The organism is Mesorhizobium sp. ISC25 (assembly GCF_042295465.1).
In the GTDB taxonomy this organism is placed as follows: Bacteria; Pseudomonadota; Alphaproteobacteria; order Rhizobiales; family Rhizobiaceae; genus Mesorhizobium.
In genome coordinates, this window is sequence record NZ_CP135441.1 from 2,000,115 (window position 1) to 2,025,815 (window position 25,701).

General features: G+C 63.7%; 25 protein-coding genes. 17 read left to right on the plus strand and 8 right to left on the minus strand.

Going from position 1 to position 25,701, the window contains the following annotated elements:
- Positions 1-33: 33 nt before the first annotated feature.
- From RQ479_RS10180 to fabD, 6 genes are all read right to left on the minus strand, one after another.
- On the minus strand, positions 34-924 hold the full coding sequence (locus RQ479_RS10180) for a YicC/YloC family endoribonuclease (RefSeq protein WP_376704981.1): 891 nt from the start codon (positions 922-924) through the stop codon (positions 34-36).
- Between the two features lie 137 nt (positions 925-1,061).
- Positions 1,062-2,282 carry an endolytic transglycosylase MltG gene (gene mltG, locus RQ479_RS10185; protein ID WP_376704982.1) on the minus strand — a complete coding sequence of 407 codons (1,221 nt, stop codon included), beginning with the start codon at positions 2,280-2,282 and terminating at the stop codon, positions 1,062-1,064.
- Positions 2,283-2,375: 93 nt separating this feature from the next.
- Complete coding sequence (fabF, locus tag RQ479_RS10190) at positions 2,376-3,638, minus strand: beta-ketoacyl-ACP synthase II (RefSeq protein WP_352467164.1); 1,263 nt, start codon at positions 3,636-3,638, stop codon at positions 2,376-2,378.
- A gap of 34 nt (positions 3,639-3,672) precedes the next feature.
- Positions 3,673-3,909: an acyl carrier protein gene (locus tag RQ479_RS10195; protein WP_006203723.1), complete on the minus strand. Its 237-nt coding sequence runs from the start codon at positions 3,907-3,909 to the stop codon at positions 3,673-3,675.
- A gap of 187 nt (positions 3,910-4,096) precedes the next feature.
- Complete coding sequence (fabG, locus tag RQ479_RS10200) at positions 4,097-4,834, minus strand: 3-oxoacyl-[acyl-carrier-protein] reductase (protein WP_292663869.1); 738 nt, start codon at positions 4,832-4,834, stop codon at positions 4,097-4,099.
- A gap of 61 nt (positions 4,835-4,895) precedes the next feature.
- Complete coding sequence (fabD, locus tag RQ479_RS10205) at positions 4,896-5,861, minus strand: ACP S-malonyltransferase (protein ID WP_376704983.1); 966 nt, start codon at positions 5,859-5,861, stop codon at positions 4,896-4,898.
- 247 nt (positions 5,862-6,108) lie between these two features.
- On the opposite strand from fabD, the gene RQ479_RS10210 reads away from it, so the two are divergent.
- From RQ479_RS10210 to RQ479_RS10275, 14 genes are all read left to right on the plus strand, one after another.
- Entirely contained in the window at positions 6,109-8,034 is a 1,926-nt protein-coding gene (locus RQ479_RS10210; RefSeq protein ID WP_376704984.1) for an LTA synthase family protein, read from the plus strand.
- A 24-nt stretch (positions 8,035-8,058) separates the two neighbouring features.
- On the plus strand, positions 8,059-8,235 hold the full coding sequence (locus tag RQ479_RS10215) for a hypothetical protein (RefSeq protein WP_376704985.1): 177 nt from the start codon (positions 8,059-8,061) through the stop codon (positions 8,233-8,235).
- Between the two features lie 292 nt (positions 8,236-8,527).
- Positions 8,528-9,028 carry a 30S ribosomal protein S6 gene (gene rpsF, locus RQ479_RS10220; RefSeq protein ID WP_292663863.1) on the plus strand — a complete coding sequence of 167 codons (501 nt, stop codon included), beginning with the start codon at positions 8,528-8,530 and terminating at the stop codon, positions 9,026-9,028.
- On the plus strand, positions 9,028-9,276 hold the full coding sequence (gene rpsR / locus RQ479_RS10225) for a 30S ribosomal protein S18 (RefSeq protein ID WP_006203718.1): 249 nt from the start codon (positions 9,028-9,030) through the stop codon (positions 9,274-9,276). The genes rpsF and rpsR overlap by 1 nt, the downstream gene beginning before the upstream one ends.
- Before the next feature lie 214 nt (positions 9,277-9,490).
- Entirely contained in the window at positions 9,491-10,075 is a 585-nt protein-coding gene (gene rplI, locus RQ479_RS10230; protein ID WP_254820243.1) for a 50S ribosomal protein L9, read from the plus strand.
- A gap of 153 nt (positions 10,076-10,228) precedes the next feature.
- Positions 10,229-11,518, plus strand: coding sequence for a class I SAM-dependent methyltransferase (locus RQ479_RS10235; protein WP_376704986.1), 1,290 nt, complete (start codon positions 10,229-10,231; stop codon positions 11,516-11,518).
- Positions 11,519-11,596: 78 nt separating this feature from the next.
- A complete protein-coding gene (locus tag RQ479_RS10240) occupies positions 11,597-11,920 on the plus strand; it encodes a YnfA family protein (RefSeq protein ID WP_352862631.1) in 324 nt (107 codons plus the stop codon).
- Between the two features lie 3 nt (positions 11,921-11,923).
- On the plus strand, positions 11,924-12,892 hold the full coding sequence (locus RQ479_RS10245; RefSeq protein WP_376704987.1) for a small ribosomal subunit Rsm22 family protein: 969 nt from the start codon (positions 11,924-11,926) through the stop codon (positions 12,890-12,892).
- 205 nt (positions 12,893-13,097) lie between these two features.
- On the plus strand, positions 13,098-14,588 hold the full coding sequence (locus RQ479_RS10250; protein ID WP_023677714.1) for a replicative DNA helicase: 1,491 nt from the start codon (positions 13,098-13,100) through the stop codon (positions 14,586-14,588).
- A gap of 228 nt (positions 14,589-14,816) precedes the next feature.
- Positions 14,817-16,235 (plus strand): DNA repair protein RadA, encoded by a 1,419-nt coding sequence (radA, locus tag RQ479_RS10255; RefSeq protein WP_292662222.1) that lies wholly within the window; start codon positions 14,817-14,819, stop codon positions 16,233-16,235.
- 47 nt (positions 16,236-16,282) lie between these two features.
- A complete protein-coding gene (locus RQ479_RS10260) occupies positions 16,283-16,954 on the plus strand; it encodes a CvpA family protein (protein ID WP_376704988.1) in 672 nt (223 codons plus the stop codon).
- Positions 16,955-17,067: 113 nt separating this feature from the next.
- On the plus strand, positions 17,068-18,537 hold the full coding sequence (gene purF / locus RQ479_RS10265; RefSeq protein ID WP_292662216.1) for an amidophosphoribosyltransferase: 1,470 nt from the start codon (positions 17,068-17,070) through the stop codon (positions 18,535-18,537).
- Between the two features lie 220 nt (positions 18,538-18,757).
- Positions 18,758-19,498, plus strand: coding sequence for an SDR family NAD(P)-dependent oxidoreductase (locus RQ479_RS10270; protein ID WP_376704989.1), 741 nt, complete (start codon positions 18,758-18,760; stop codon positions 19,496-19,498).
- A gap of 124 nt (positions 19,499-19,622) precedes the next feature.
- Positions 19,623-19,844, plus strand: a complete 222-nt coding sequence (locus tag RQ479_RS10275; RefSeq protein ID WP_292662211.1) for a hypothetical protein — start codon at positions 19,623-19,625, stop codon at positions 19,842-19,844.
- A gap of 177 nt (positions 19,845-20,021) precedes the next feature.
- Here the strand turns inward: RQ479_RS10275 and RQ479_RS10280 are convergent, their stop codons facing one another.
- On the minus strand, positions 20,022-20,528 hold the full coding sequence (locus tag RQ479_RS10280; protein WP_376704990.1) for an OsmC family protein: 507 nt from the start codon (positions 20,526-20,528) through the stop codon (positions 20,022-20,024).
- A gap of 312 nt (positions 20,529-20,840) precedes the next feature.
- Between RQ479_RS10280 and RQ479_RS10285 the strand changes: the two genes are divergently transcribed.
- Positions 20,841-21,749, plus strand: coding sequence for a DMT family transporter (locus tag RQ479_RS10285; RefSeq protein WP_376704991.1), 909 nt, complete (start codon positions 20,841-20,843; stop codon positions 21,747-21,749).
- A gap of 197 nt (positions 21,750-21,946) precedes the next feature.
- Here the strand turns inward: RQ479_RS10285 and RQ479_RS10290 are convergent, their stop codons facing one another.
- A complete protein-coding gene (locus tag RQ479_RS10290; RefSeq protein WP_352467175.1) occupies positions 21,947-22,801 on the minus strand; it encodes a LysR substrate-binding domain-containing protein in 855 nt (284 codons plus the stop codon).
- Between the two features lie 114 nt (positions 22,802-22,915).
- Between RQ479_RS10290 and RQ479_RS10295 the strand changes: the two genes are divergently transcribed.
- Together RQ479_RS10295 and RQ479_RS10300 are read left to right on the plus strand one after the other, a co-directional pair.
- The gene (locus RQ479_RS10295) at positions 22,916-23,323 is read left to right on the plus strand and encodes a 4-oxalocrotonate tautomerase family protein (RefSeq protein WP_352467176.1); all 408 of its coding nucleotides are present in this window, start codon (positions 22,916-22,918) and stop codon (positions 23,321-23,323) included.
- A 141-nt stretch (positions 23,324-23,464) separates the two neighbouring features.
- Positions 23,465-25,687 carry an AMP-binding protein gene (locus RQ479_RS10300; protein WP_376704992.1) on the plus strand — a complete coding sequence of 741 codons (2,223 nt, stop codon included), beginning with the start codon at positions 23,465-23,467 and terminating at the stop codon, positions 25,685-25,687.
- Positions 25,688-25,701: the final 14 nt, after the last annotated feature.

Consider the following 25,701-nt stretch of genomic DNA (forward strand, 5'->3'; position numbering starts at 1 on the left):
GGGGCTTGGCAGTCATGTGGCTTGGCATCGGGATCATTCCAGATTCTGGACCTGTTCGCGAAACTGGTCGACGACCGCCTTCAGCTCCAGCCCGATGGCGGTGACCGCGGCGGCATTCGACTTGGAACACAGCGTATTCGATTCGCGGTTGAATTCCTGTGCCAAGAAATCGAGCTTGCGGCCGATGGCGCCACCGCCGTCGAGCAGCGCCCGGCCCGACGCCACGTGCGTCTTCAGCCGGTCGATCTCCTCGCGTATGTCGGCCTTGGTGGCCAGGAACGCAGCTTCCATATGCAGCCGGCTGGCGTCCAGGTTGGCGGACGCGTCCATCAACAGGCGGATCTGCTCGGCGAGCCTTTCGCGGATCGTGGCCGGCTCGCGTGATGGATCGGCCTCGGCCCGCAGCGTCAGCGCCTCGATGGCATCGATATGGCCGGACAGCAGGGAACGAAGGGCGGCACCTTCGCCCTGGCGCGCCTGCTGCAGCCCGTTCAGTGCTGCTTCCAGCGCCGACAGTATTGCGGTATCGAGCGCACTGCGCGCCTCTTCGGTTTCGATGGTTTCGGGAATGTCGAGGACGCCGCGCAGCGCAAGCAGCCCGTCGGCCGCCGCAGGGGCTACTCCGAACTGCTCCTGCAGTCGCTTGGCCAAGCCCGCCAGATCCTTCAGGAAAGCCTCGTTGACCACGGGTTGCGCTTGAGCGCCGGCGGCGCGGCCAATGGTCAGCGTCATCTGGAAATTGCCGCGCGCAAAACGCTTTTGCACCGTCTGCCGGGCGGCCGGCTCCAGCCGGTCGAAACCTTGCGGCAGCCGCAGCCTGACCTCGACGCTCTTGCCGTTGACGGACTTGGCTTCCCAGGCAATCGAAGTGCCGTCGTGTTCGGCGACACTGCGCGCAAAACCGGTCATGCTCTGCAAGTTCATGTTGCCGTGCGTCCCCTTGCCGAATGTCCCTCAAGCCGGAACGATTTCTCCGGACAGGATCATCTGAATTTCAATGCCATAGCAGCCCTTGCACATCCACCCGGACATGCACAGGGCCAACCTGATGGCGTCCGGCCCTACTGGGCGGCGGTGGCGCCCGCATCGTCAACGATGGCTCCCGCCGGCGTGTCGGCTCCGGTATTGGTTGCCCCGGCCTTGGCGGCGTCCTGCGCCTGCTTTTTCAGCAGTGCCCGGTAGCGAGCGACATTCTCGTTATGCTCATCGAGCGTCGCGGCAAAGACGTGGCCGCCGCTGCCGTCGGCAACGAAGTAAAGATCGCTGGTCTTCGACGGATTGGCGACTGCCTCCAGAGCCGCACGGCCGGGATTGGCGATCGGCGTCGGCGGCAAGCCGTTGATCAGATAGGTGTTGTAGGGCGTCGGCTTCTGGATGTCCGACTGATAAATCGGGCGGTCGATGGGTTTGCCCTTGCCGCCGAACAGGCCGTAGATGATGGTCGGGTCCGACTGCAGCCGCATACCTTTGGCCAGCCGGTTGAGGAAGACGGCGGCTACCCGCGAGCGTTCATCGCCCTTGCCGGTCTCCTTCTCGACGATCGAGGCCAGGGTGACAAAATCCTCAACGTTGGCGATCGGCAGATCCGGCGCTCGGCGCTGCCAGACTTCGTCGACCAGCTTCTTCTGGTCGGCCAGAAGCTTGTCGACCATCTGCTGGCGTGTTGCGCCGCGGGTGAAGCGCAGCGTGTCGGTGGCCAGGCTGCCCTCAGGTGGAGTGGTCGACGGCATATCGCCGGTCAGCGCGTCCTGCTCGGCGATCCGTTGCAGCGCCTGCTCGACCGTCAGCCCCTCGGGGATAGTCAGCGAATACATCACCGACTTGCCGCTCTTCAGCAGTTCCATGATATCGTGCATCGAGGCCTGCGGCTTGATCTCGTATTCGCCGGCCTTCAGGGCGGAATCATTGCCGAAGGCGCGCACGCCAAGCCGGAAAATGCGAGCGTCGCTGATCAGCCCTCGCCGCTCAAGCTGGTCGGCGATCTCCTGGACGCCGCTATTCGGCTTGACCAGGAAAGTGTCGCCATTGGCCGACGGGCCGGGCTCGTTGAACTCCTGCTTGCCGAAATACAGCGCAACGCCTGCCGCCAGAACCATCAGCATCACCGAAGAGATGACGAAGTTCATGAACACGACGAACTGGCTGCGCGAGGCACGCGAGCGCTTCGGCGGCGGCGTGCCGGCCTCGGGCCGCAACGCCTCGCTGGCCGTCTTCGGCACGATCGGGCCGGGCGTTGCTGCCCGTTGCCCGAATTCCCCGTTATCGGCCGGATTTGTGTTCATAGCGCCCTACCATTTGATCTTGCGACGAATCCCCTCGGGCAGAGTAGGGGCGAATATGGCAAAATTGACGGCAGACGGAAACCGGCGGAGCGGTCAGCCATTGTAGCGCTGGAAGACGAGCGAGGCGTTGGTGCCACCGAAGCCGAAGGAGTTGGATAGGGCCACGTCGATCTGCCGGGCTCGCGGCTTGTGCGGCACCAGGTCGATCGCCGTTTCGCGCTCCGGATTGTCGAGATTGATGGTCGGCGGCGCGATGTTGTCGCGAATGGCGAGGATCGAAAAGATCGCCTCGGCAGCACCAGCCGCGCCCAGCAGGTGGCCGATCGACGATTTGGTCGACGACATCGATATCTTCGAGGCGGCGTTGCCGACCAGCCGCTCGACGGCGCCGAGTTCGATCGTATCGGCCATGGTCGAGGTGCCGTGCGCGTTGATGTAGTCGACATCGGCCGGCGTCAGCTTCGCCCGGTTCAGCGCCGCGGTCATGCAACGGAAAGCGCCGTCGCCGTCTTCGGCAGGCGCGGTGATGTGATAGGCGTCACCGGTCAGACCGTAGCCGGTGACCTCGGCATAGATCTTGGCGCCGCGGGCCTTGGCGTGTTCGAGCTCCTCGAGCACGACAACACCGGCGCCCTCGCCCATGACGAAGCCGTCGCGATCGCGATCGTAGGGGCGTGAGGCCGTTTGTGGCGCGTCGTTGCGCTCGGTGGAGAGCGCGCGGCAAGCGGCAAATCCGGCGATCGAAAGCCTCGTCACCGGCGCTTCGGCGCCGCCGGCGACCATAACGTCGGCATCGCCCCAGATGATCAGCCGGGCGGCATCGCCGATGGCGTGCGCACCGGTCGAGCAGGCGGTGACGACGGCATGGTTGGGCCCCTTCAGCCCATGCCGGATCGAGACCTGACCGGAGACGAGGTTGATGATCTGGCCGGGGATGAAGAACGGGCTGATGCGGCGCGGACCGCGCTCCTTGAGGATCATCGCATTCTCGGCGATGCCTTCGATGCCGCCGATGCCCGAACCGATCAGCACGCCGGTGGCGCACTGTTCCTCATGCGTCTTCGGCTGCCAGCCGGAATCCTTGAGTGCCTCGTCGGCGGCCGCGATCCCGTACAGGATGAAGTCGCCGATCTTGCGCAGTTCCTTCGGCTCGAGAACGGCTTCAGGATTGAAAGTGGCATTGGAGCCGTCACCGCGCGGAATGACGTGGGCGACCTTGCAGGCAAGGTCTTCCACCTCGAATTCGGTGATGCGCTTGGCTGCGCTGCGGCCGGTCAGAAGCTCCTTCCAGCTGTGCTCGAAGCCCATGCCGAACGGCGAAAGCAGCCCAAGGCCCGTGACGACGACACGCCTCATCGCAGGTCCTCCCCGGTGATGACTGCAAATAGCGTCAGGCGGAGGCCTTGTCGATGTATTTCACCGCATCGCCAACAGTCAGGATGGTCTCGGCCGCATCGTCCGGGATCTCGACACCGAACTCTTCTTCGAACGCCATGACAAGTTCGACCGTGTCGAGGCTGTCCGCGCCCAGATCATCGATGAAGCTCGCCTGCTCCGTCACCTTGTCGGCATCGACGCCAAGGTGCTCGATGACGATCTTCTTGACGCGCTCTGCGGTGTCACTCATTTGGGCATCCTCGTCTTTTGGTTGTCTGTCTTCGTTAGCGGGCAGAATGCCGCTAATCAAGCTGAAAGATGGTCCTGCCGGAAACGCAACGGAACAGGACCGGTTTTTGCCCGAACCGCCGGGTTGCGGGCGGCATTACACGAAAAATCCCGTGCATCCAAGACGGAATGAAGCGTTTTCCCAAGTGTTAGATCATTGCCATGCCGCCATTGACATGAATGGTCTGGCCGGTGACGTAGGCTGCCTCGTTGGAAGCCAGGTAGGCGACGGCAGAGGCGACTTCGGCGCCCGTGCCCATGCGCCGGGTCGGGATCGCCGCCATGATCGCCTCTTTCTGCTTGTCGTTGAGCTTGGCGGTCATCGCCGATTCGATGAAGCCCGGTGCGACGCAGTTGACGGTGATGTTGCGGGTGGCGATCTCCTGCGCCAGCGATTTGGAAAAGCCGATCATACCGGCTTTGGAGGCGCAGTAATTGGTCTGGCCGGGATTGCCGGTGACGCCGACCACTGAAGTGATGTTGATGATGCGGCCATGCCGGCGCCGCATCATCGGATGGGTAAGCTCGCGGGTCAGCCGGAACACGGCGGTCAAGTTGACCTCGAGCACGCTATCCCAGTCGGCATCAGCCATGCGTACGAACAATCCGTCCTTAGTGATGCCGGCATTGTTGACGAGGATGTCGACGCCTTCGAGATCGGCCTCCGCCTTCTGGCCGAGCGCCTTGACGTCGTCGCGGTTGGAAAGATTGGCCGGGAAAAGCTTGACCCGGTCGCCCAGTTCGGCGGCCAGCGCCTCCAGTTTCTCGATACGTGTGCCGTGCAGGCCGACGATGGCGCCCTGGGCATGCAGCACGCGGGCGATCGCCTCGCCGATGCCCCCCGATGCGCCGGTGACGAGCGCCTTGCGGCCGGTCAATTCGAACATTCTTGCCTCCTGACTCTGAGCGAACACCCTTCGCATGGAGCGGGGTCAAATCGCCAGTTGATTATGCAAGCGCCGCCAACGCCGCCTCGACATCCGCCGCGGATCCGATGGCAGTGGTGGCAATATCGCGGTTGATGCGGCGGGCCAGCCCCGACAGCACCTTGCCGGCGCCCACTTCGTAGAGCGTCGCAACGCCATTCGCGCCGAACCACTCCACCGTTTCGCGCCAGCGCACGCGCCCGATCACCTGTTCGACGAGGCGGCGGGCGATCTCGTCGGGATCGCTCGTCGGGGTCACCGTAACATTGGAGACCAGCGGCACGACCGGCGCACTCTTCGTGACGGCGGCCAGCGCCTCCCGCATGATCTCGGCCGCCGGCTTCATCAGCGCCGAATGGAAGGGCGCCGAGACCTGCAGCATCAGCGCCCGCTTGGCGCCCTTCTCCGTGCATAGCTTCGCCGCCAGTTCGACCGCCGGCCGGGCGCCGGAGATCACCAGCTGGCCGCCGCCATTGTCATTGGCGATCTGGCAAACCAAGGCTTGTGCGGGATCTTTAGCCGCGCCTTGGGCGGCCTCTGCGCAAGCGGCCTCGACGTCGGCTTGTTCCAGCCCGATGATCGCCGCCATGGCGCCCTCGCCGGCCGGTACCGCCGCCTGCATGGCGTTGCCGCGGATGCGCAACAGCCGGGCGGCGTCGGCGACTGAAACGAAACCGGCGGCCGCAAGTGCCGAATATTCGCCGAGCGAGTGGCCGGCCACATAGGTGACCTTGCCTTTCAGGGAGAGGCCGCGCGCCTCCAGCGCCCGGATTGCGGCAAGCGACACCGCCATCAGTGCCGGCTGGGCATTGGCGGTCAGCGTCAGCATCTCTTCCGGGCCTTCCCAGATCAGCTTCGATAGATTTTCGCCGAGCGCGTTGTCGACTTCCTCGAAGATCCGCCGCGATTCCACAAAGGTTTCGGCGAGATCCTTGCCCATGCCGACAGCCTGGCTGCCCTGCCCCGGAAAGGTGAATGCGATGGCCATCGGCGGCTCCCAGCTGCTGGTTCACGTTGCCTGTGACGCAAGGCGTGCGGCCAAGTCAAGTCCAACCTTGACCTCGTAATGTCGGCCGAGTGCCTGTTTCGGCAGGCTTTTTGGCGATCACTCATGATGAAAACCGCTCACGATTTGTTTGCTGGCTCTTCTTATTTCCGCCGCAGGCGCTAGGCTTTGCGTGACAGTTCGATGACAATCGAGTGACGCTTTTGTTGCGGGCCGGGGAACTATTGAAGTGGCAAAGACCAAGCAGAGCGCAGCCGAGGCGGCGCCACAGTTTCTTGAAGGCGATCCGTCGACCGGCTATCTGCCGGCGCGCAAATGGCCTGTCATCCGCTATGGCCTTATCAGCTTGCTGGCCGCGGCCATCCTGGTGTTTGCCATCGAACTGATCGTGCGCGGCAACTTTGCCGGCACCATCGATTTCTTTCTGCAGCCTTTCAAACCAGGCTGGACCACGATCATCATTTTTGCGCTGATCCTCATCGGCCTTGACGCCGTGCTCGGCCGCAGCCATCAGAGCCTGATGATCGTCGCGCCGCTGACGTTGTCGCTGGCGTTCGTCGGTCACCAGAAGTCGCTCTATCTCGGCGATCCGCTCTATCCGACCGATTTCCTCTATTCCCGGCAGATCGTGGCACTGATGCCGCTTCTGGTACGCGATCGCCCGGGAACCGCCATTGCCCTGGCGATCGGCATCGTCGGCGGGCTGTCGCTGCTCGTCTATGGCTGGCGGCTATGGCGCCGCCGCGTTCCGGCACTCAGCCACAAGGGTCGCCTTGCCCGGCTGACACTGACGGTGCCGCTGATCGCCTTCTTCGTCTCCATCATGGACTATGCCACTTTCTCGTGGACGCGCGACCGGCTGCAGATCATCCCGATCATGTGGGACCAGAAGGAAAACTATGCCTCAAACGGTTTTGCGCTCGCCTTCGCGCTGAACGTCCCGATGGCCCACGTCTCGGCGCCGCCCGGCTATTCCGACAAGGCAATCGAAGCGATCGGCAAACCGCAGGTGACGGCCTCGGTACCCGCCGAGAAGCCCGACATCATCGTCGTCATGAGCGAATCCTTCTGGGATCCGACCAAGCTGCCCGGCGTCACCATCACACCCGACCCTATCCCCAATGTGCGGGCACTGCGCACGGGCTACATGTTCTCCCCCGAATTCGGCGGCATGACGGCCAACATCGAGTTCGAGGCCCTGACCGGCTTTTCCAACGCCTTCCTGCCGGCGGGCAGCATTCCCTACCAGCAATATGTGCGGACACCGACCCCTTCGCTGGCGACCTTCCTGAAAAGTCAGGGCTACCGGGCGCGTGCCATCCATCCCGGCACCAACTGGTTCTGGAACCGGGGGGCGGTCTATGCCGATTTCGGCTTCAACGACTTCAAGTCCGAGGAGACGTTGCCCCCCATGCAAAAACGCGGACCGCTCGCGTCGGACGCAGCTATGACGGACGAGATCATCCACGAGGCCGATACCAGCGCCGAGCCGGTCTTCTTTTTCGCCGTCAGCCTGCAGAACCACGGACCATATGAGCCGTATCGCTATAGCAATCCGACCCATAAGGTGCAGGCGCCGATCAGCCAATGGGCGCGTGAATCGCTGTTGAGCTATGCCGAAGGCTCTTCCGACGCGGACCGCGGCCTCGAGCGGCTGATCGAATGGGCGAAGAAACGCGAGCGGCCGACGGTCATCGCTTTCTTCGGCGACCATCTGCCGCCGCTTGGGCCGGTCTACGTCGAGACCGGTTTCCTGAAGGACAATGTGGCGCCGCGCAAGGAGGCGGCCGACCAGATGCTGCTGCATCACCAGACGCCGCTGATCGTCTGGTCGAACCGCAGTGGCCCGGCCGAGGATCTGGGTGCCGTCAGCCCGGCCTTCCTGCCCTACCATATCCTGAAGACAGCCGGCATCACCCATCCCTATTACACCGGCTTCCTCGGCCAGTTGCGGGACCGTTATCGCGTCATCGACCGCAATTTGCTGTTGGCACCGGGGGGCGGCGCCACCCCCGATTGGTCGCGTCGGAAAGAGATCGACCCGGCAATCCGCGACTTCCGTCTGCTGCAATACGACATGATGTTCGGCAAGCGCCATGCGGCGCCCGATTTCTTCCCCGAAACCACAGGCAAAGTGGCTGCGCATACGAGTTGAGCAGCGGCGGCGGGAGAGCGGCCTGTGGCCGGCGACATTGGTCTGGAAATAACGGTCGAAGACGTCCTTGCGCGTAGCGTCGATGTCGCCGAGATGCGAAGATGCAAGCCACGCCCGCCGGTGCTGGAACTTTGCATGGTGGTTAAGGTCCGGTTTCAGGAAATTCGTAAAACCTTGCCGTCGAGGCCCGTGGCGCCCTAGGACGGTGGGCGCTAATCGAGCCGTTTGCCCTGTCGTTTGGCCTTGCTTTGCGGTCAAATTCCTGTATAGACGTCCGCAATCTGCCGGTCCTTGCTGGGGGCTGAACGGAGGGCCGGAGGTCTTTCGAAACCTTCGCGTGAAGCCAGAAGCGCTTCCGCCTCCCGTGTCTCCGCTCTCGACCGTCTCGTCATGCTCCTTTCTTCCCCGCCTTCGCAAGGATTGCGGGTCAGAGAAGTTGCAGAGGCTTTTGCCGCCGGGAACCGGGAGAGAAACGAAGAAAGGCACGAACACTATGGCTCTATACGAACATGTGTTTCTTGCCCGGCAGGACCTCTCGCAGCAGCAGGTCGATGCGCTTGTCGAACAGTACAAGGGCGTCATCACAGCGAATGGCGGGTCCGTCGGCCGGGTCGAGAACTGGGGACTGAAGTCCCTCACCTACCGGGTCAACAAGAACCGGAAGGCATATTATACACTCATGGACATCACCTGCCCGCCGGCCGCGCTCAATGAAATGGAGCGCCAGATGGGCCTGTCCGAGGACGTACTGCGTTTCCTGACCATCAAGGTCGATGCGCATGAGGAAGGTCCGTCGGCAATGATGCAGAAGCGCGAAGAGCGCTCGGAACGCGGCGGCTTCGGCGATCGCGACCGTGGCGATCGTGGCCCGCGCTCATTCGGCGACCGCGATCGCGGTGACCGTGGTGATCGTCCGCCGCGCAGCTTCGGGGATGGCGGTGCCGATCGTGGCCCGCGCCGTCCGCGCGAAGGCTTTGAAGGAGCCGCAGAATAATGGTCGACATCAATCAGATCCCAACCCGGCGCCCCTTCCACCGTCGCCGCAAGACCTGCCCGTTCTCCGGCGCCAACGCGCCGAAGATCGATTACAAGGACGTGCGGCTTCTGCAGCGCTACATTTCCGAGCGCGGCAAGATCGTTCCATCGCGCATCACCGCCGTCAGCCAGAAGAAGCAGCGCGAACTCGCCAAGGCGATCAAGCGCGCCCGCTTCCTCGGCCTGCTGCCCTACGTGGTTCGCTAAAATCTACGCGGGCGGTTCGCCGCCCGCTTTTTTCACCGGCCACGACGGGCGTAGCCGGATCGAACACCAAATCCCGGGTTGGATTTCGACAAGAGATCCTAACTGCCGCGACAGGCAGGACAGCGACACAGGCGGCGACGCCCGAGCTTCCTGACCTGTTCCAGACAATTCGGCGCCGATCCTGAGGATAGCGCCCAAGCGAAGGAACAAAACCATGGAAGTCATTCTTCTCGAACGCGTTTCCCGCCTCGGCCAGATGGGCGATACCGTCAAGGTCAAGGACGGGTTCGCCCGCAATTTCCTGCTGCCGCAGGGCAAGGCGCTGCGCGCCAACGAAGCTAACAAGAAGAAGTTCGAGGGACAGCGGGCCCAGCTCGAAGCCCGCAACCTGGAGCGCAAGTCCGAAGCCGCGCAGATTGCCGAAAAGCTCGACGGCAAGAGCTTCATCGCCGTGCGCTCGGCCGGCGAAACTGGTCAGCTTTATGGTTCGGTCTCGACGCGCGACATCGCCGAGCTGGTGACGGCGGAAGGTTTTTCGGTCAACCGCAACCAGATCCTGCTCAACCAGCCGATCAAGACCATCGGCGTCACCAATGTGGCGATCGCGCTGCACCCGGAAGTCGAGGTTACCATCACGCTCAACATTGCCCGCACGGCCGACGAAGCCGAGCGCCAGGCCAAGGGCGAAACGCTGACCACCGCCGAAGCCATCTACGGCGAGGACATCAACGATAATGCGCGGCCGGAAAACTTCTTCGATCCGAATGCGGAGTTCGAAGGCGGCGAAGACAACGGCTGATCGTCATTCGTCGGCATTCGCCGGCTAATCGCTATTCTGGACCAATGCCCGGGCCTCGTACCCGGGCATTTTTATGCCAAATGGAACTTTTCGAACCCCTATATCTTGATGCAGAATAGGACAGCATGTCTGGCCGAGAGGGGACAATTGGTCATGAATATTCTGCTTAAGCGCGTTCTCGACCGCCTAGTCCGCACGGGCAATCTCAAGGTGACAGGGCCGCAAGGCTCGATGGTGACTTTCGGTGACGGCAGCGGCGAGCCGGTGCACATGCAGATCAAGACAAGGCATGCCGAGCGCGCAATAACCTTCGATCCGATGCTGGCGGTGCCCGAAGCCTACATGGACGGTGAACTCGACATTCTCGAGGGTGGCGTGTTGGGGGTGATGCGCATTGCCTTCCAGAACATGGGCAGCGGCGGTATCGATGCCACCTGGTCGAAGGCGATCGAGGGTCTGCGCCACGCCTTCCGGCGCCTGCAGCAGATCAACACGGCGTCGCGGGCGCGCCGCAACGTGCAGCGCCATTACGATCTGTCGGGCGACCTGTACCGCCTCTTCCTCGATGAGGACATGCAGTATTCCTGCGCCTATTTCGAGCAGCCGGACATGACGCTCGACGAGGCACAGGCAGCCAAGAAGCGCCACATCGCCGCCAAGCTCAGGCTGAAGGCCGGCCAGACGGTGCTTGATATCGGCTCCGGCTGGGGTGGGCTTGGCCTCTATCTCGCCAAGGCGTTCGACGTCGACGTACAGGGCGTGACGCTGTCGACCGAGCAGCACGGCGTCGCCACCGACCGCGCCCATGCGCAAGGCCTGCAAAACCGGGTTCATTTCGACATCAAGGACTATCGCGAACTCAATGAACGTTTCGACCGCATCGTCTCGGTCGGCATGTTCGAGCATGTCGGCGTCAATCATTTCCGCACCTTCTTCGACAAGTCGGCGACGCTGCTGAAGCCGGACGGCGTCATGCTGCTGCATACGATTGGCCGCTCCGGCGTGCCGTGGGCGACCAGCGCCTTCATCCGCAAATACATCTTCCCGGGCGGTTACATCCCGTCGCTCTCCGAAGTGATGCCGGCCATCGAAAAATCGGGGCTCGTCGTCACCGACATCGAGGTTCTGCGGCTGCATTATGCCGAGACACTGAAGCATTGGGGTGAGCGCTTCGCCGCCAATCGCGACAAGGCCAAAGCGATTTATGACGAGCGCTTCTGCCGTATGTGGGAGTTCTATCTTGCCGCCTCGGAAGCTGCCTTCCGCTGGCAGGATCTGGTGATCTTCCAGATCCAGATTGCCAAGAAGAACGACACGCTGCCGATGACGCGCGACTACATGGCCAGTTGCGATAAGGCGCTGGAGATGCGCGATCTTGGACGTCGTGAAAAGGCTCCGGCGGCCAAGCCGGCTCGCCGCCGCAAGGTCGCGGATCCGGAGTAGACTGCCGGCATCACGCCATTGCCGCTTGCCATTGCCGGCTGGTGCGCTGAAAAGGTCCCGTCAACGCGGGACCTTTTCATGACCTACCTCCTCTACGTCGCCGCCGCACTTGCCGAGATCGCCGGCTGCTTTTCGTTCTGGGCGTGGTGGCGGCTGGAAAAATCGCCGCTGTGGTTGGCGCCCGGTCTCGTCTCGTTGGTGCTATTCGCGTGGCTGCTGGCTCTGGTCGACACCAGCGCGGCGGGCCGAGCCTACGCAGCCTATGGCGGCATCTACATTGCCGCCTCGCTGGCCTGGTTGTGGCTGGCGGAAGGCGTGCACCCCGACCGTTGGGATCTTGCCGGTGCCGCGATCTGCATCATTGGCGCCTCGGTCATTCTGCTCGCACCTCGGACCGCGTGAGCGATGGAACTGCCCGTCCTACTCAGACAAGGCGTGGACCGCCTTCTCGAACAGGTGCCGCTGCCGATGCTTAAGCAAGCGGCAAAGACGCTGTCGGACCGCTACCGCGCCGAGTTGCGCGACGGCCGCCTGCACATGGCCGAAGACATGGCGGTGAAGGCCTATCTGGCAACGCGGCTGCCGGCGACCTATGCTGCCGTTCGCGCCAGCCTCGATGCTGTAAGCGAGGCGCGGCCCGATTATGCTCCGAGAACCCTGCTCGATGTCGGCGCCGGGCCTGGCACGGTGCTTTGGGCCACAATCAACCTCTGGCCGGATCTCGAACAGGCGGTGCTGCTCGAGGCCGGCGCCGCGGTGCGACGGGTCGGCGAGGCGCTTGCCGCCGAGGCAATCCATGCCAAGACCGCCTGGCTGACCGGCGACGTCACCATCGACCTGGTCGATCTGGAGCCGGCCGAGCTGGTGACTTCAGCCTATGTGCTGGATGAGATCGCGCCGGCATCGCTGGCAAAACTCGTCGACCGGCTCTGGCAGCTGACCGCCGACACGCTGCTGGTCGTCGAGCCAGGCACGCCGGCCGGCTGGCAGCGCATCCTTGCCGTGCGGCGGCAGCTGATCGAGGCGGGGGCGCACGTGCTCGCGCCCTGCCCGCATGAGGCGCCCTGCCCACTTGTCGCTCCCGACTGGTGCCATTTCGCCCGCCGCGTCGCCCGCTCGCGCCTGCACCGGCTGGCCAAGGATGCCGAGGTGCCGTGGGAGGACGAAAAATTCATCTTTGTCGCCGCTTCCCGTCATCCGGCCGCTCCGCCTCGAGCGCGAGTGATCGCACCGCCGAAGTCGGGCTCTGGCAAGGTCTTGCTGAAGCTTTGCCAACAGGATGGGAGTGCTGCCGAGCGACTGTTCACCAAGCGCGACGGCGAGACGTTCAAGGCCGCGCGGCGACTGGACTGGGGTGATGCCTTGCCGGAATGACCGGCAGCTATTTTCCTGTTTTGTTCTCGCCTGAGAACGGCTAGGCTCGCCATCTTGATTCGAGTCAATCGAGATTCTTTCCACCGAAAGATCCTGGCTGTGAATCGCGGGCATCAAAGTTGGTTGGTTGGGGACTGATGCAGATAAGTCATCACCGACTTGTCTCGTTCTGATATCGAGAGACGGGGATCAGACCGGGGACATCATGGCAGAGGCAGCACGAAAATTCGGCGTGGCGGAAACACCGCTCTATCGCGAGGCGCCGAACAATATCGAGGCCGAGCAGGCGCTGCTCGGCGCCATACTGGTCAACAACGATGCCTTCTACCGCGTCTCTGACTTCCTGAAGCCCGGCCATTTCTACGAGCCACTGCATAGAAAGATCTTCGAGGTCGCGGCCGAGCTCATCCGCATGGGCAAGATCGCGACGCCGATCACGCTGAAGACCTTCCTGCCGGCCGACGAGAAGGTCGGCGATATGACGGTGGCGCAATATGTCGTGCGGTTGGCGGTCGAGGCCGTCACCGTAGTCAACGCCACCGACTATGGCCGCGCCATCTACGATCTGGCGACGCGGCGCGCGCTGATCACTGTCGGCGAGGACATGGTCAACATCGCCTATGACGCGCCGGTCGACATGTCGCCCTCCGACCAGATCGAGGATGCCGAGCGGCGCCTGTTCGAATTGGCCGAAACGGGCCGCTATGATGGCGGCTTCGAAAGCTTTACCGATGCCGTCAAGACCGCCGTCGACATGGCCAATGCCGCCTATATGCGCGACGGGCATTTGTCGGGCGTTGCCACCGGCTTGCGCGACCTCGACCGCCGCATGGGCGGCCTGCAGTCGTCCGACCTGATCATCATTGCCGGCCGCCCCGGAATGGGCAAAACCTCGCTCGCCACTAACATCGCCTTCAATATCGCCGAGGCCTATGTCCCGGCGCAGCAGGCGGACGGCTCGTTCAAGGCGGCCAATGGCGGCGTCGTCGGCTTCTTTTCGCTCGAAATGTCATCCGAACAGCTGGCCACCCGCATTATTTCCGAACAGACGGAAATCCCGTCGTCGAAAATCCGGCGCGGCGAGATCAGCGAGATGGATTTCGAAAAGCTGGTCGCCTGCTCGCAGACAATGCAGAAAATCCCGCTGTTCATCGACCAGACCGGCGGCATTTCCATCGCTCAGCTGTCGGCCCGCGCGCGTCGCCTGAAGCGCCAGCGCGGCCTCGACGTCATCGTTATCGACTATATCCAGCTGATGCAGGGATCGAGCGCGAAATCCTCGCAAAACCGCGTCCAGGAAATCACCGAGATCACCACCGGCCTCAAGGCACTAGCCAAGGAGCTGGCGGTGCCGATCATCGCCCTGTCGCAGCTGTCGCGCCAGGTGGAGAGCCGCGACGACAAGCGCCCGCAGCTTTCGGATCTGCGCGAATCGGGCTCCATCGAGCAGGACGCCGACGTGGTGCTGTTCGTCTACCGCGAGGAATATTATCTGAAGAACCGCGAGCCGAAGCCGGGCACCGACGAATACATCAAATGGGAACACGAGATGAACGAGATGCGCGGTAAGGCCGAAGTCATCGTCGCCAAACAGCGCCACGGCCCAACGGGATCGGTCAGCCTCGCCTTCCAGGGCGAGTTCACCCGTTTCTCGGACCTCGCCGAGGAGCATCATTTGCCGGATCGGTTCGAGTAGCTTTTTGACCAACCGTCGCGCTCCGTCACACCCCCCTCTGGCCTGCCGGCCATCTCCCCCGCAAGGGGGGAGATCGGCAGTTTTGCCGCCGGTTCTCTTGCGGCATCGGCGATTGGCGAAAGCATCAATGACAGCCAATCTCCCCCCTTGCGGGGGAGATGTCCGGCAGGACAGAGGGGGGTGGGCAGGATCGCCAGCCTCCGGCTATTTGCGAGCGACGCGACGCTGATGGCCAAATCCCGTATCCAGTTCATCTGCCAGAATTGCGGTTCGGTGCATCAGCGTTGGGCCGGCAAATGTGATGCCTGCGGCGAGTGGAACACGCTGGTCGAAGAAGGCACATCAGGCGGCATCGGCTCCGGCCCGGCCAACACGCGCAACGCCCGCAAGGGCCGCGCGGTGGTGCTGACCAGCCTCTCCGGCGACATCGAGGACGCGCCGCGCATCGTCTCCGGCATCGGCGAGCTCGACCGCGCCACCGGTGGCGGCTTCGTGCGCGGCTCGGCGCTGCTGGTCGGCGGCGATCCCGGCATCGGCAAGTCGACGCTGCTCACCCAGGCCGCCGCCGCACTGGCAGCAAAGGGCCACCGCATCGTCTATGTCTCGGGCGAAGAGGCGGTCGCCCAGATCAGGCTGCGCGCCCAGCGGCTCGGCGTCGCCGGCACCCCGGTCGAACTCGCCGCCGAGACCAATGTCGAGGACATCCTCGCCACCATCGCCGACGGCAAGCGGCCGGACCTGGTCATTCTCGATTCGATCCAGACGCTATGGACCGACATGGCCGATTCGGCGCCCGGCACGGTGACCCAGGTGCGCGCCGCCGCACAAGCGATGATCCGCTACGCAAAATCCACAGGGGCGGCGATCGTTCTGGTCGGCCACGTCACCAAGGAGGGCCAGATCGCCGGACCACGGGTGGTCGAGCACATGGTCGACGCGGTGCTCTATTTCGAGGGTGAAGGCGGCCACCACTACCGCATCCTGCGCACGGTCAAGAATCGCTTCGGGCCAACCGATGAGATCGGCGTCTTCGAAATGTCGGACAAGGGCTTGCGGGAAGTCGCCAACCCGTCCGAGCTTTTCCTCGGTGAACGCCATGCGAAGTCGCCGGGTGCCGCGGTTTTCGCCGGCATGGAAGGCACACGGCCGGTGCTGGTCGAGATCCAGGCGCTTGTGGCGCCGTCGACGCTGGGCACACCGCGCCGCGCCGTCGTCGGCTGGGACGGTGCCCGGCTGTCGATGATCCTGGCGGTTCTGGAAGCACATTGCGGCGTCCGCTTCGGCACGCACGACGTCTATCTCAACGTTGCCGGCGGCTACCGAATTTCGGAGCCGGCAGCCGACCTGGCGGTGGCCGCGGCACTGGTTTCCTCGCTCACCGGTCTTGCCCTTCCCGCCGATTGCGTCTATTTCGGCGAAATCAGCCTTTCGGGTGCAGTGAGGCCGGTTGCGCATGCGCAGCAGCGCCTCAAGGAAGCTGAAAAGCTGGGTTTCGGACGCGCGGTTCTGCCCTTGGGCAGCGAGGAACTTGTTGGTGGTAATGGGGTCGGGGGGATCGGAGCCGGCGCTTTCCAGCCCACCGAGCTTGCCGATCTCGTGGCGCGCATAGCCGGCTCTCGGCGCAGCCGCGCCGACGAGCAAGAGTGATGCGGCTCGTCGAGTCGTGAAAAAGAGATCGGAGTGGGGCGAAAAACATGCCGATTACGCTGCTTGACGGAATTCTCGTCGGCTTCACCCTGGTCTCGGCGATGCTCGCTATGGTTCGCGGCTTTTCGCGCGAGATCCTGTCGATCATCTCCTGGGCAGCTGCCGCGGCGGCGGCCTTCTTCTTCTACAAGCCGGTGCTGCCTTATATTCAGCCCTATGTCGACAACGAAAAGGCCGCCATGGCGGCGGCCGCCGGTATCGTCTTCATTGTCGCGCTGATCGTCGTTTCGGTCATCACCATGAAGCTCGCCGACTGGATCATCGATTCCAGGATCGGCGCGCTCGATCGCACACTTGGCTTCCTCTATGGCGCGGCGCGCGGCATCCTGGTCGTCGCTGTCGCGCTGCTGTTCTTCAATTGGTTGGCCGGCGCCAAAGCTCCAGGCTGGATTGCCAATGCCAAGTCAAAGCCGCTGCTCGAATCGATCGGCGCAAAGCTGGAAAGCCTGCTGCCCGAGGACCCGGAAAACGCCATCCTCAACAAGCTCAATCCGAATCAGCCGGCCACCGAGACGCCGCTGGCCCCCGATGCGCCTGCAGCGGAAGCCCCTGCCGCCGGCGACGACGCCACCGCTCCGGCACCCGACGACAGCGACACGCCGCCAGCCGACAATGCGCCCGCGACGCCGGCACCTGCAAACCCGGCGCCGGCAAACTGATTTCGGCAGACTTGCGAGGCTCAAAACTGTCGATTATGTGAACGCCGCACGACGTGCGTTGCTTTCGATGCGCTATGACCTTATATGGCGACTTTAGCGGAGCTTGAGCCCCAATGGCAGACGCAGACGACGTGCTTTCCGCCGAGGCCGACGACCATTTCCATGACGAATGCGGCGTGTTCGGCATTTTCGGCCGGCAGGACGCCGCAGCCATCGTCACGCTCGGCCTGCATGCGTTGCAGCATCGCGGCCAAGAAGCGGCCGGCATCGTTTCCTACGACGGCACCCAGTTCCATGTCGAACGCCATGTCGGCCTGATCGGCGACACCTTCACCAAGCAGCGCGTCATCGACAGCCTGCAAGGCAACCGTGCCATCGGCCACACACGCTATGCCACCACCGGTGGCTCCGGCCTGCGCAACATCCAGCCTTTCTTCGCCGAACTTGCCGATGGCGGCTTCGCCGTCGCCCATAACGGCAATCTCACCAACGCCATGACCGTTCAGCGCGCCCTGCAGAAGCAAGGCGCCATCTTCTCTTCCACCTCCGACACCGAGACGCTCCTGCACCTGGTCGCCACCAGCAAGGAGCGCGACCTGAATTCGCGCTTCATCGATGCGGTGCGCCAGGTCGAAGGCGCCTTCTCGCTGGTGGCGATGACGTCCAAGAAGATGATCGGCTGCCGCGACCCGCTCGGTATCCGCCCGCTGGTGCTCGGCGATCTCGACGGCGCCTGGATTCTCGCCTCCGAGACCTGCGCGCTCGATATTATCGGTGCGCGTTTCGTGCGCGACCTGAAGCCCGGCGAAATGGTCGTCGTCACCAGCAAGGGCATCGAAAGCTTGTTCCCGTTCGAGCCGCAGAAGACCCGCTTCTGCATCTTCGAATATGTCTATTTCGCGCGGCCGGATTCGTCGGTCGAAGGCCGCAACGTCTATGAAGTGCGCAAGCGCATCGGCGCCGAGCTGGCGCAGGAAAGTCCGGTCGAGGCCGACATCGTCGTGCCGGTACCGGATTCGGGCACGCCGGCGGCGATCGGCTTTTCGCAGGCCGCGGGCATTCCGTTCGAGCTCGGCATCATCCGCAATCACTATGTTGGCCGCACCTTCATCCAGCCCGGCGATTCGATCCGCCACATGGGTGTCAAGCTCAAGCACAACGCCAACCGCCGCATGATCGAAGGCAAGCGCGTGGTGCTGGTGGACGATTCGATCGTGCGCGGCACCACCAGCCAGAAGATCGTGCAGATGGTGCGCGATGCCGGCGCCAAGGAAGTGCATATGCGCATCGCATCGCCGCCGACGCGCGCCTCCTGCTTTTACGGCGTCGACACGCCGGAAAAGTCGAAGCTGCTGGCGTCGCGCATGTCGGTGGAGGAGATGGCCGAGTTCATCCGCGTCGATTCGCTCGGCTTCCTCTCGATCGACGGGCTCTACCGCGCCGTCGGCGAAACCGGCCGCGATAACGAGCAGCCGCAATTCTGCGACGCCTGCTTCACCGGGCAATATCCGACCCGGCTCGCCGATTTCGAAGGCTCCGACAATGTGCGCACGCTGTCGCTCTTGGCGGCGGGCGGGTCGTAAGGTTGCCGGATCGCCATTTGTCTTCGCCAGGTTACCCCCCTCTGCCCTGCCGGGCATCTCCCCCTCAAGGGGGGAGATCGGCTGAATTGTCGACTTTCGCCAATCGCGACGGTCGCAGAACAGGCGCTGAGCCTGATGAGGGCCAATCTCCCCCCTTGAGGGGGAGATGCCCGGCAGGGCAGAGGGGGGTGCCTCACGCCGACCTCATGGAAGTTCAAGCATGACCCTCGATCTCTCCGGCCGCGTAGCGGTCGTCACCGGCGCCTCGCGCGGTATCGGCTATTTCATCGCCAGGGAGCTTGCCGCGGCCGGTGCGCATGTGATTGCGGTTGCCCGCACCGTCGGCGGGTTGGAAGAACTCGACGACCAGATCAAAGCAGGTGGCGGACAGGCGACGCTGGTACCGCTCGATCTTGCCGACATGGCGGGGATCGACCGGCTGGGCGGCGCCATCCACGAGCGCTGGGGCAAGCTCGACATACTGGTCGCCAACGCAGCTGTGCTCGGCGTCATCGCCCCGATCGGCCATGTCGAGGCCAAGACCTTCGAGAAGGTGATGACCATCAACGTCACCGCAACATGGCGGCTAATCCGCTCGGTCGACCCGCTGCTCCGGCTTTCCGATGCCGGCCGCGCCATCGTGCTGTCCTCCAGCGCCGCCCATACGGCACGCGCCTTCTGGGCGCCTTATGCGGCGTCGAAGGCGGCGGTCGAGGCCATGACGCGTTCCTGGGCGCATGAAACCGAAAACCTGCCGCTCAGGGTAAATGCCGCCGATCCCGGGGCAACGCGCACCGCTATGCGGGCGCAGGCCGTACCCGGCGAGGATCCTGAAACCCTGCCGCACCCTTCGGAGATCGCAAAGCGTATCGTGCCGCTGGCCAGCCCTACGCTCAAGGAGACCGGGCTGATCTTCCAGGCCAAGCACAACCGCTTTGTCGCTTACCGGCAGCCGGAGTAAGCGGCCTAACATCACGCGGCTGTGATGCCGTGGCTTAACGCCGCGCTTTGGCCCAGCTTTCGCCGCTGGGCCGGAGTTGCTAGGATCGTGCGACTCCCAAAACAAGCAGAGCGAGGAAATACCTATGGCGGCACCGAGCGTAGCGTTAGTCTGGTATCTGGTGATCGCCGGCCCGCAAGGCGGCATGGTCGTGTTGCCCAGCACATTCGACACCCGCGAACAGTGCACCTTCGCCATAACCGAATACCAGAAGCAACCGACGCCGGCCGGCTGGTCGGTGCAGTGCGTGCCGAGCGCCTCGCCCTTCGCCGACGAGGGCGACGCCGAGGAGCCGTCGGCGCAGTAGGACAGCGTGATCTCCCCCCTTGAGGGGGAGATGCAAAGTTTTGGCAAAGAGGGCAGGCCAGAGGGGTCGCCGCGCATGAAGCGCCGGCCTCCATCTGCTGCAGCGGGCCGAGCCCGGTCGGACCAACCCCCTCTGCCCTGCCGGGCATCTCCCCCTCAAGGGGGGAGATCAGCAGCCTCAGCGTCTCGCGCTCACCGTCAATTCAGGCTTCTGGCTGATGGTCTGGAACACCACGCAGTAGCGCTCGGTCAGCTTGAGCAGCGCATCGATGCGCTCCTGCGGCTCGTCGGTGTCGAGGCCAAATGTCAGCCGGATGGTACGGAAGCCAACCGGCGCATCCTTTGCCACACCAAGCGTGCCGCGAAAGTCGAGATCGCCTTCGGCTTCCACCGTGGCGGCCCTAAGCTTGAATTCCAGCGCCGTCGCTACCGCCTTCAGCGTGACGCCGGCGCAAGCCACCAGCGCCTCCAGCAGCATGTCGCCGGAGCAGAGTTCGAGCCCGGTGCCGCCGGTCGCCGGATGCAGTCCGGCAATGGCGATCGCCCTGCCTGTCTCGACCTTGCAGGCGATCGATTGGTCGTCGATCGAGCCTTTGGCGCGGAGAGTAATCAGCGCGCGCGAGGCGTCGTCGCGATAGGCCTCCTTCAGCGGCGCCTGCATGGCCTTCAATGCGATCGCATCCATTTCGTCGTCTCCCAAATTGCCTGGCTTCGCTACTTTATGCCGCCTGCCCCAAACGCAAGTCCGCGCTGGCGTAGCGCTTAGCAGGGTTTCGCCCGTATAGCCTGACGATACGGGAGCATCCAACGCCTTCCCACCGTCTCTCGCAACACATTCGTAAGGCCGCCGGACATATGGCCGATATCGCCATCGTGGAAACCCGCGAAAGGGTTCTTGCCGGAATCCTGTTCACCGGGGCTGCCTACCTGCTGTTTTCGATGCAGCACGCCTCAAGCTGACACTATGGTGTCAGAAGGGGCAGCGTAGGCTGATGAGATGACGGAATTGCTGGACGTGCCAGGTACAGTGGAAAGCGCCCGCGAACGTACCCTCGGCATCATCCTGGTCTCGGCATCGGCGGCCGTCTTCGGCCTCACCGGCGTGCTGACCAAATCGATCCATGCCGACCCGCTGACCATTACCTGCTGGCGCGGATTCGTCGGCTCGATCCTGATCAGCCTCTATGTGCTATGGCGCCGCCAGCGCTCCGGCGGTCGCGACAGCCTGCGGCTCGGCTGGCGCGGCTGGCTGCTGGCGATCGAGGGCGCGCTCGCCAGCATCGCCTTCATCTCGGCGTTCAAGTTCACCTTTGTCGCCAATGTCGCGATCATCTATGCCACCGCCCCGTTCGTCACCGCGCTGCTGGCCCTCCTGTTGGTCCGCGAGCCGTTCCGGCTGCAGACGCTTGCCGCCGCCGCCGTGTCACTATGCGGTGTGGCGATCATGGTCTGGTCCGGCTTCGGCACCGGCCATTTGTTCGGCGACGGGCTGGCGCTGCTGATGACGGTCGGCAGCGCCCTCTACATGATTATGGTGCGGGCCTTCCGCGATACGCCGGTGGTGTGGGCGGGTGCCGTGTCGGCGTTCCTTCTGTTCGTGCTCGGCTGGTTCATCACCGATCCGCTGGCTGTCTCGGCCAGGGACGCTGTGCTTCTAGCCACCTTCGGCTCCTCGTTCGCGCTGGCTTCGATCCTGTGGACGGAGGGCACCCGGCTTATTCCGGCGGCCGAGTCCGGATTGCTGGGTTCAGCTGAAGTGCCATTCGCGATCCTGTTTGCCTTCCTGTTCCTGGCGGAGATCCCGCCGGCAGCCAGCATGGTCGGTGGCGCCATCGTGCTTTGCGCGGTGTTCGCTCACGCCGGCCGCGACTGGCTGATGGCCAGGCAGCGCGCAGCGGATGCATGACCAATCCCTCGCCGCGTTCGAGCGCGAGTTGGTGGTCCGATCACGAGAAATCCGGTCCTGAAAATTAATTTGAAAAGTCATGGAACCATCATAGGGCTCAGGCATTATGGCTGCGACGGGCCACCCCAAGTCCCCCCAAACCCCTCGGCCCGTCTTACTCAGAAGCCGACCGCAAGGTCGGCTTTTTCTTTGCTGGCTCAATTGGCCAAGGCCAGGTTGCCGCTGAACAACGCGGCCAGATCCTGCGCCGGCCGGTCGGCATCCTCACGCAAGCGGACGGCGAATTCGGCGACCGGCACCGGCGGCAGATCAAGATCGCGCGGCGCCTCGACGATGCCGGAATGAGCGAAGCGCGCCGTCCTCAACGTCAAGGCGATGCCGGCGTGCACCGCCGTGCGCAGGCCGGCAAGGCTGGCACTGCCGGCAGCAATGCGGTAGCGACGGCCGGCAGCATCGAGTGCACTGGTCGCCGCTTCGCGAAACCCGCAATGGGGATCGAGCAGCGCCAAGGGCAGCTCGTCGTGGCGGGTGGCCAGCCCGTTCTGTGAGCAAAGCCAGATCATTGGTTCCTTGAGCACACCGACTTCGTCGCGTGTCGGCACCTGCCGCATGGCAATGGCCAGATCAAGGGTGCCGGCCTGCAAAGCCTGCGCCAGTTCGGCGGAACGGCCGACGCGCAATTCGATCCTGACGCGCGGATGGCTGACAGCGAAAGCCCTGAGCAGCTGCGGCAAGCCGCTATCGGCGAAATCCTGCGTGGTGCCGATGGCGACGCGCCCGTCGGCGTGCGCCCCTTTGAGGGCCAGCCACGCCTCGCGGTGCGCGGCAAGGATGCGACGCGCGTGAGCGATCAGATCCTCGCCTGCCGGCGTCAGGCCGCGCCCTCGCCCCTGCGGCACCAGCAGCGGTTCGCCGACAACATCCTCCAGCCGCTGCATCTGCGCGGTCACTGCGGACGGCGAGCGACCGACGATCGACGCGGCCCGCGCCAGGGAACCGCCATCGACGAAAGCGAGGAAAGTCTTGAGGAGGTCAGGATCGAACATCTGCATAATTTGATATTATCAAAGTGTTTATCAAAAACAATTCGATTTTTTTGATCAAAGGACGATGGCATGATTTTCTCGACGGCGAAGAGGCGCCGCTTGAAACCGAGGAGAAGAAATATGCCGATCATCAATGTCAGCGTTACCGGCAAGCCCGATGCCGCTTTGTCCGCCGCCATTGCCAAGGAAGTGACCGAACTGACGGCCACGCATCTGCGCAAGGACGCGACGATTACAGCTGTTGCCATTTCCTATCACGACCCCGAGCACTGGTTCGCCGGCGGCAAGTCGCTGGCCGAGCATGGCGCCAACACGGCTTGGCTCGACATCAAGGTTGTCGACGGCACCAACACCAAGCTCGAACTGGAGGCGTATCTGCAGGCAATTTTCGCCGCATTCGGCCGGCTGCTGGGCAAGGTGCATGAGGAAAGCTACGCCCTCGTGCATGAAGTGCCTGCGGCCGCCTATGGCTTTGGCGGCAAGACGCAGGAATTCCGCTTCATCAGCGGAAGGATGAAAGCGGCGTAGCTGCGATAGGCAGCCGAGCCCAATTAAAGATAGGAGAGAAGGAAAAATGGAGCCGCATTGACGTTGATCCAACTTCGGCTAGGTTCTCACCCGAAGCGGCCACTGAAGAGCCGTGACGTGAGATCGTTGGGAGATGCGGCGATGATCCTGACACTGGCGCTGCTTGCGGGTCTTGTCGCGGCCTGTCTGCTGATCGGCGTGGTGGAGAAGTTCCGCCTCGGCCTGCGCTTGAGCCAGGCGCTGCTCTACGTGCCGTTCAAGCTCGCCTACCGGATCAGCGACGAGCGCATCAAGATTGCCCGCAAGTCGGCGGCCCCCGTCATCTACGTCATTTGGCATCAGTCACGCATCGAGCCGGCGCTGATGCTGTCGCTGCTGCCGGAGGACACGCTGCACATCCTCGATCAGGCTTCGGCCGGATCGCCGTGGCTGGAGCCGTGGCGCGAGCTCGGCCGCACCATCGCCTTCAACGCCGAGCATGTCTTCGTCAGCCGCAGATTGGTGCGGGTGCTGAAGGGCAAGGGCCGGCTCGCCGTTTACCTGCCGGATGCAGTCGAGCCCGACGTCAAGTCGTTTCGGTTGTTTCGCGCCATCACCCGTATCGCCATGCAGGCCGACGCCCGCATCGTGCCGGTCTTTGTTGCCGGCGCACGCAGCCTGCCGGCTTCGCTGACGCCGGCGGACAAGGCGCCGCGCCATTGGTTTCCGCAGCTGTCGATCAGCGCGCTGGAGCCGATGACCATCGCCGAGCTGGTGGCGCGGAACCCAGATCAGGCCTCCAACACCAATGCGCTGTTTGACCGCTTCGCCGAGGCCAGGCTTTTCGGCAGCGATCTCGATCGCGGCCTGTTTCTCGCCATGCGCGATGCCGCCGACCGTGTTGGCGCTTCGCACCCAATTATCGAGGACGTCATTGGCGGTGCGCTGAGCTACCGGAAAATGTTCATCGGCGCCAGGGTTTTGGGCCGCCGCTTCGAGGCAATAACAGCGCCGGGCGAAGCGGTTGGGCTGCTCCTGCCCAACGCCAATGGCGTCGTGCTGTCGTTCGTCGGACTTTTGTCGGCTGCGCGGGTGGCAGCGATGATCAACTATACCGCCGGCCCGGCGAGCGTCACCGCCGCCATCCGCACGGCGGTGATCCGGACCGTGGTCTCCTCACGCGCCTTTGTCGAAAAGGCCAACCTCGCCGACATAGTCGAGGCGGTGGAAAAGGGCGGGGCGAAACTGCTATGGCTAGAGGATGTTCGCGCAAGCGTGACCGTGCTGGACAAGGCCGCAGCCGCCTTGGTGTGGCGCTGGCCGTTGCAGCGCCAGGATGCGGCCAAGCCGGCGGTGATCCTGTTCACCTCCGGCTCGGAAGGCACGCCCAAGGCCGTGGTGCTGTCGCACCGGAACCTCCTTGCCAATGCGATGCAGGCGGAAGCCCGCATCACTATCTCGCCGGCCGACATCCTGCTCAACGTGCTGCCGGTGTTCCACTCGTTCGGGTTGACCGGCGGCACTATCCTGCCGCTGGTCACCGGAGTAAAGCTGTTCCTCTACCCGTCACCGCTCCACTACAAACTTATTCCGGAGGTGGCGCGCAAGGTCCGGCCGACGGTGATGTTCGGCACCGACACGTTCCTCGCCAACTATGCCCGCACCGCCAAGGACGGCGATTTTTCCAGCCTGCGCTTCGTCGTGGCCGGTGCCGAAGCGGTAAAGCCGGAGACGCGCCGGGTTTATCGCGAACGCTTCCAGGCCGAGATCATCGAAGGTTTTGGCTTGACCGAGGCCGCACCGGTGGTTGCCGTCAACACCGCCATCCACGGCCGCGACGGCACGGTCGGGCGGCTGCTGCCGGCCATGCGCATGAAACTCGAACCGGTCGAAGGCATCAGCGACGCCGGCCGGCTGTGGCTCGACGGGCCGAACCTGATGATGGGCTACATGACTGGCGACCGGCCTGGCGAGCTGCAGCCGCTCGAACGCTGGCACGACACCGGCGATATCGTTTCGGTCGATCGCGAAGGCTTCATCACCATTCGCGGCCGCGCCAAGCGCTTCGCCAAGATAGCCGGCGAGATGGTATCGCTTGGTGCGGTCGAGATGCTGGTGCAGTCGCTGTGGCCGGAAGGGCATCACGCCGTGGTTGCGGTGCCAGACAAGCGGCGCGGCGAGCGCCTCGTTCTCGTCACCACCGCCGACAATGCCGATCCCGACGAATTGCGCGAATTCGGCAAAAAGGCCGGCGCGGCCGAACTGATGGTGCCGAACGACATCGTCAAGGTCGAGGAGATCCCTGTACTGGGCTCCGGCAAGACCGACTATGTCTCGACTAGAAAGCTGGCACTCGAGAGGCTGGGACTGAGCGCAGCCGCCTGAGGTTTGCTGTCGAG

What these genes read in the sequence shown, in the direction of transcription:
- RQ479_RS10180 (WP_376704981.1), bottom strand. Translation starts at nt 924, where the DNA reads ATGAACTTGCAGAGCATGACCGGTTTTGCGCGCAGTGTCGCCGAACAC.
- mltG (WP_376704982.1), bottom strand. Translation starts at nt 2,282, where the DNA reads ATGAACACAAATCCGGCCGATAACGGGGAATTCGGGCAACGGGCAGCA.
- fabF (WP_352467164.1), bottom strand. Translation starts at nt 3,638, where the DNA reads ATGAGGCGTGTCGTCGTCACGGGCCTTGGGCTGCTTTCGCCGTTCGGC.
- RQ479_RS10195 (WP_006203723.1), bottom strand. Translation starts at nt 3,909, where the DNA reads ATGAGTGACACCGCAGAGCGCGTCAAGAAGATCGTCATCGAGCACCTT.
- fabG (WP_292663869.1), bottom strand. Translation starts at nt 4,834, where the DNA reads ATGTTCGAATTGACCGGCCGCAAGGCGCTCGTCACCGGCGCATCGGGG.
- fabD (WP_376704983.1), bottom strand. Translation starts at nt 5,861, where the DNA reads ATGGCCATCGCATTCACCTTTCCGGGGCAGGGCAGCCAGGCTGTCGGC.
- rpsF (WP_292663863.1), top strand. Translation starts at nt 8,528, where the DNA reads ATGGCTCTATACGAACATGTGTTTCTTGCCCGGCAGGACCTCTCGCAG.
- rpsR (WP_006203718.1), top strand. Translation starts at nt 9,028, where the DNA reads ATGGTCGACATCAATCAGATCCCAACCCGGCGCCCCTTCCACCGTCGC.
- rplI (WP_254820243.1), top strand. Translation starts at nt 9,491, where the DNA reads ATGGAAGTCATTCTTCTCGAACGCGTTTCCCGCCTCGGCCAGATGGGC.
- RQ479_RS10235 (WP_376704986.1), top strand. Translation starts at nt 10,229, where the DNA reads ATGAATATTCTGCTTAAGCGCGTTCTCGACCGCCTAGTCCGCACGGGC.
- RQ479_RS10240 (WP_352862631.1), top strand. Translation starts at nt 11,597, where the DNA reads ATGACCTACCTCCTCTACGTCGCCGCCGCACTTGCCGAGATCGCCGGC.
- RQ479_RS10245 (WP_376704987.1), top strand. Translation starts at nt 11,924, where the DNA reads ATGGAACTGCCCGTCCTACTCAGACAAGGCGTGGACCGCCTTCTCGAA.
- RQ479_RS10250 (WP_023677714.1), top strand. Translation starts at nt 13,098, where the DNA reads ATGGCAGAGGCAGCACGAAAATTCGGCGTGGCGGAAACACCGCTCTAT.
- radA (WP_292662222.1), top strand. Translation starts at nt 14,817, where the DNA reads ATGGCCAAATCCCGTATCCAGTTCATCTGCCAGAATTGCGGTTCGGTG.
- RQ479_RS10260 (WP_376704988.1), top strand. Translation starts at nt 16,283, where the DNA reads ATGCCGATTACGCTGCTTGACGGAATTCTCGTCGGCTTCACCCTGGTC.
- purF (WP_292662216.1), top strand. Translation starts at nt 17,068, where the DNA reads ATGGCAGACGCAGACGACGTGCTTTCCGCCGAGGCCGACGACCATTTC.
- RQ479_RS10270 (WP_376704989.1), top strand. Translation starts at nt 18,758, where the DNA reads ATGACCCTCGATCTCTCCGGCCGCGTAGCGGTCGTCACCGGCGCCTCG.
- RQ479_RS10275 (WP_292662211.1), top strand. Translation starts at nt 19,623, where the DNA reads ATGGCGGCACCGAGCGTAGCGTTAGTCTGGTATCTGGTGATCGCCGGC.
- RQ479_RS10280 (WP_376704990.1), bottom strand. Translation starts at nt 20,528, where the DNA reads ATGGATGCGATCGCATTGAAGGCCATGCAGGCGCCGCTGAAGGAGGCC.
- RQ479_RS10285 (WP_376704991.1), top strand. Translation starts at nt 20,841, where the DNA reads ATGACGGAATTGCTGGACGTGCCAGGTACAGTGGAAAGCGCCCGCGAA.
- RQ479_RS10290 (WP_352467175.1), bottom strand. Translation starts at nt 22,801, where the DNA reads ATGCAGATGTTCGATCCTGACCTCCTCAAGACTTTCCTCGCTTTCGTC.
- RQ479_RS10295 (WP_352467176.1), top strand. Translation starts at nt 22,916, where the DNA reads ATGCCGATCATCAATGTCAGCGTTACCGGCAAGCCCGATGCCGCTTTG.
- RQ479_RS10300 (WP_376704992.1), top strand. Translation starts at nt 23,465, where the DNA reads ATGATCCTGACACTGGCGCTGCTTGCGGGTCTTGTCGCGGCCTGTCTG.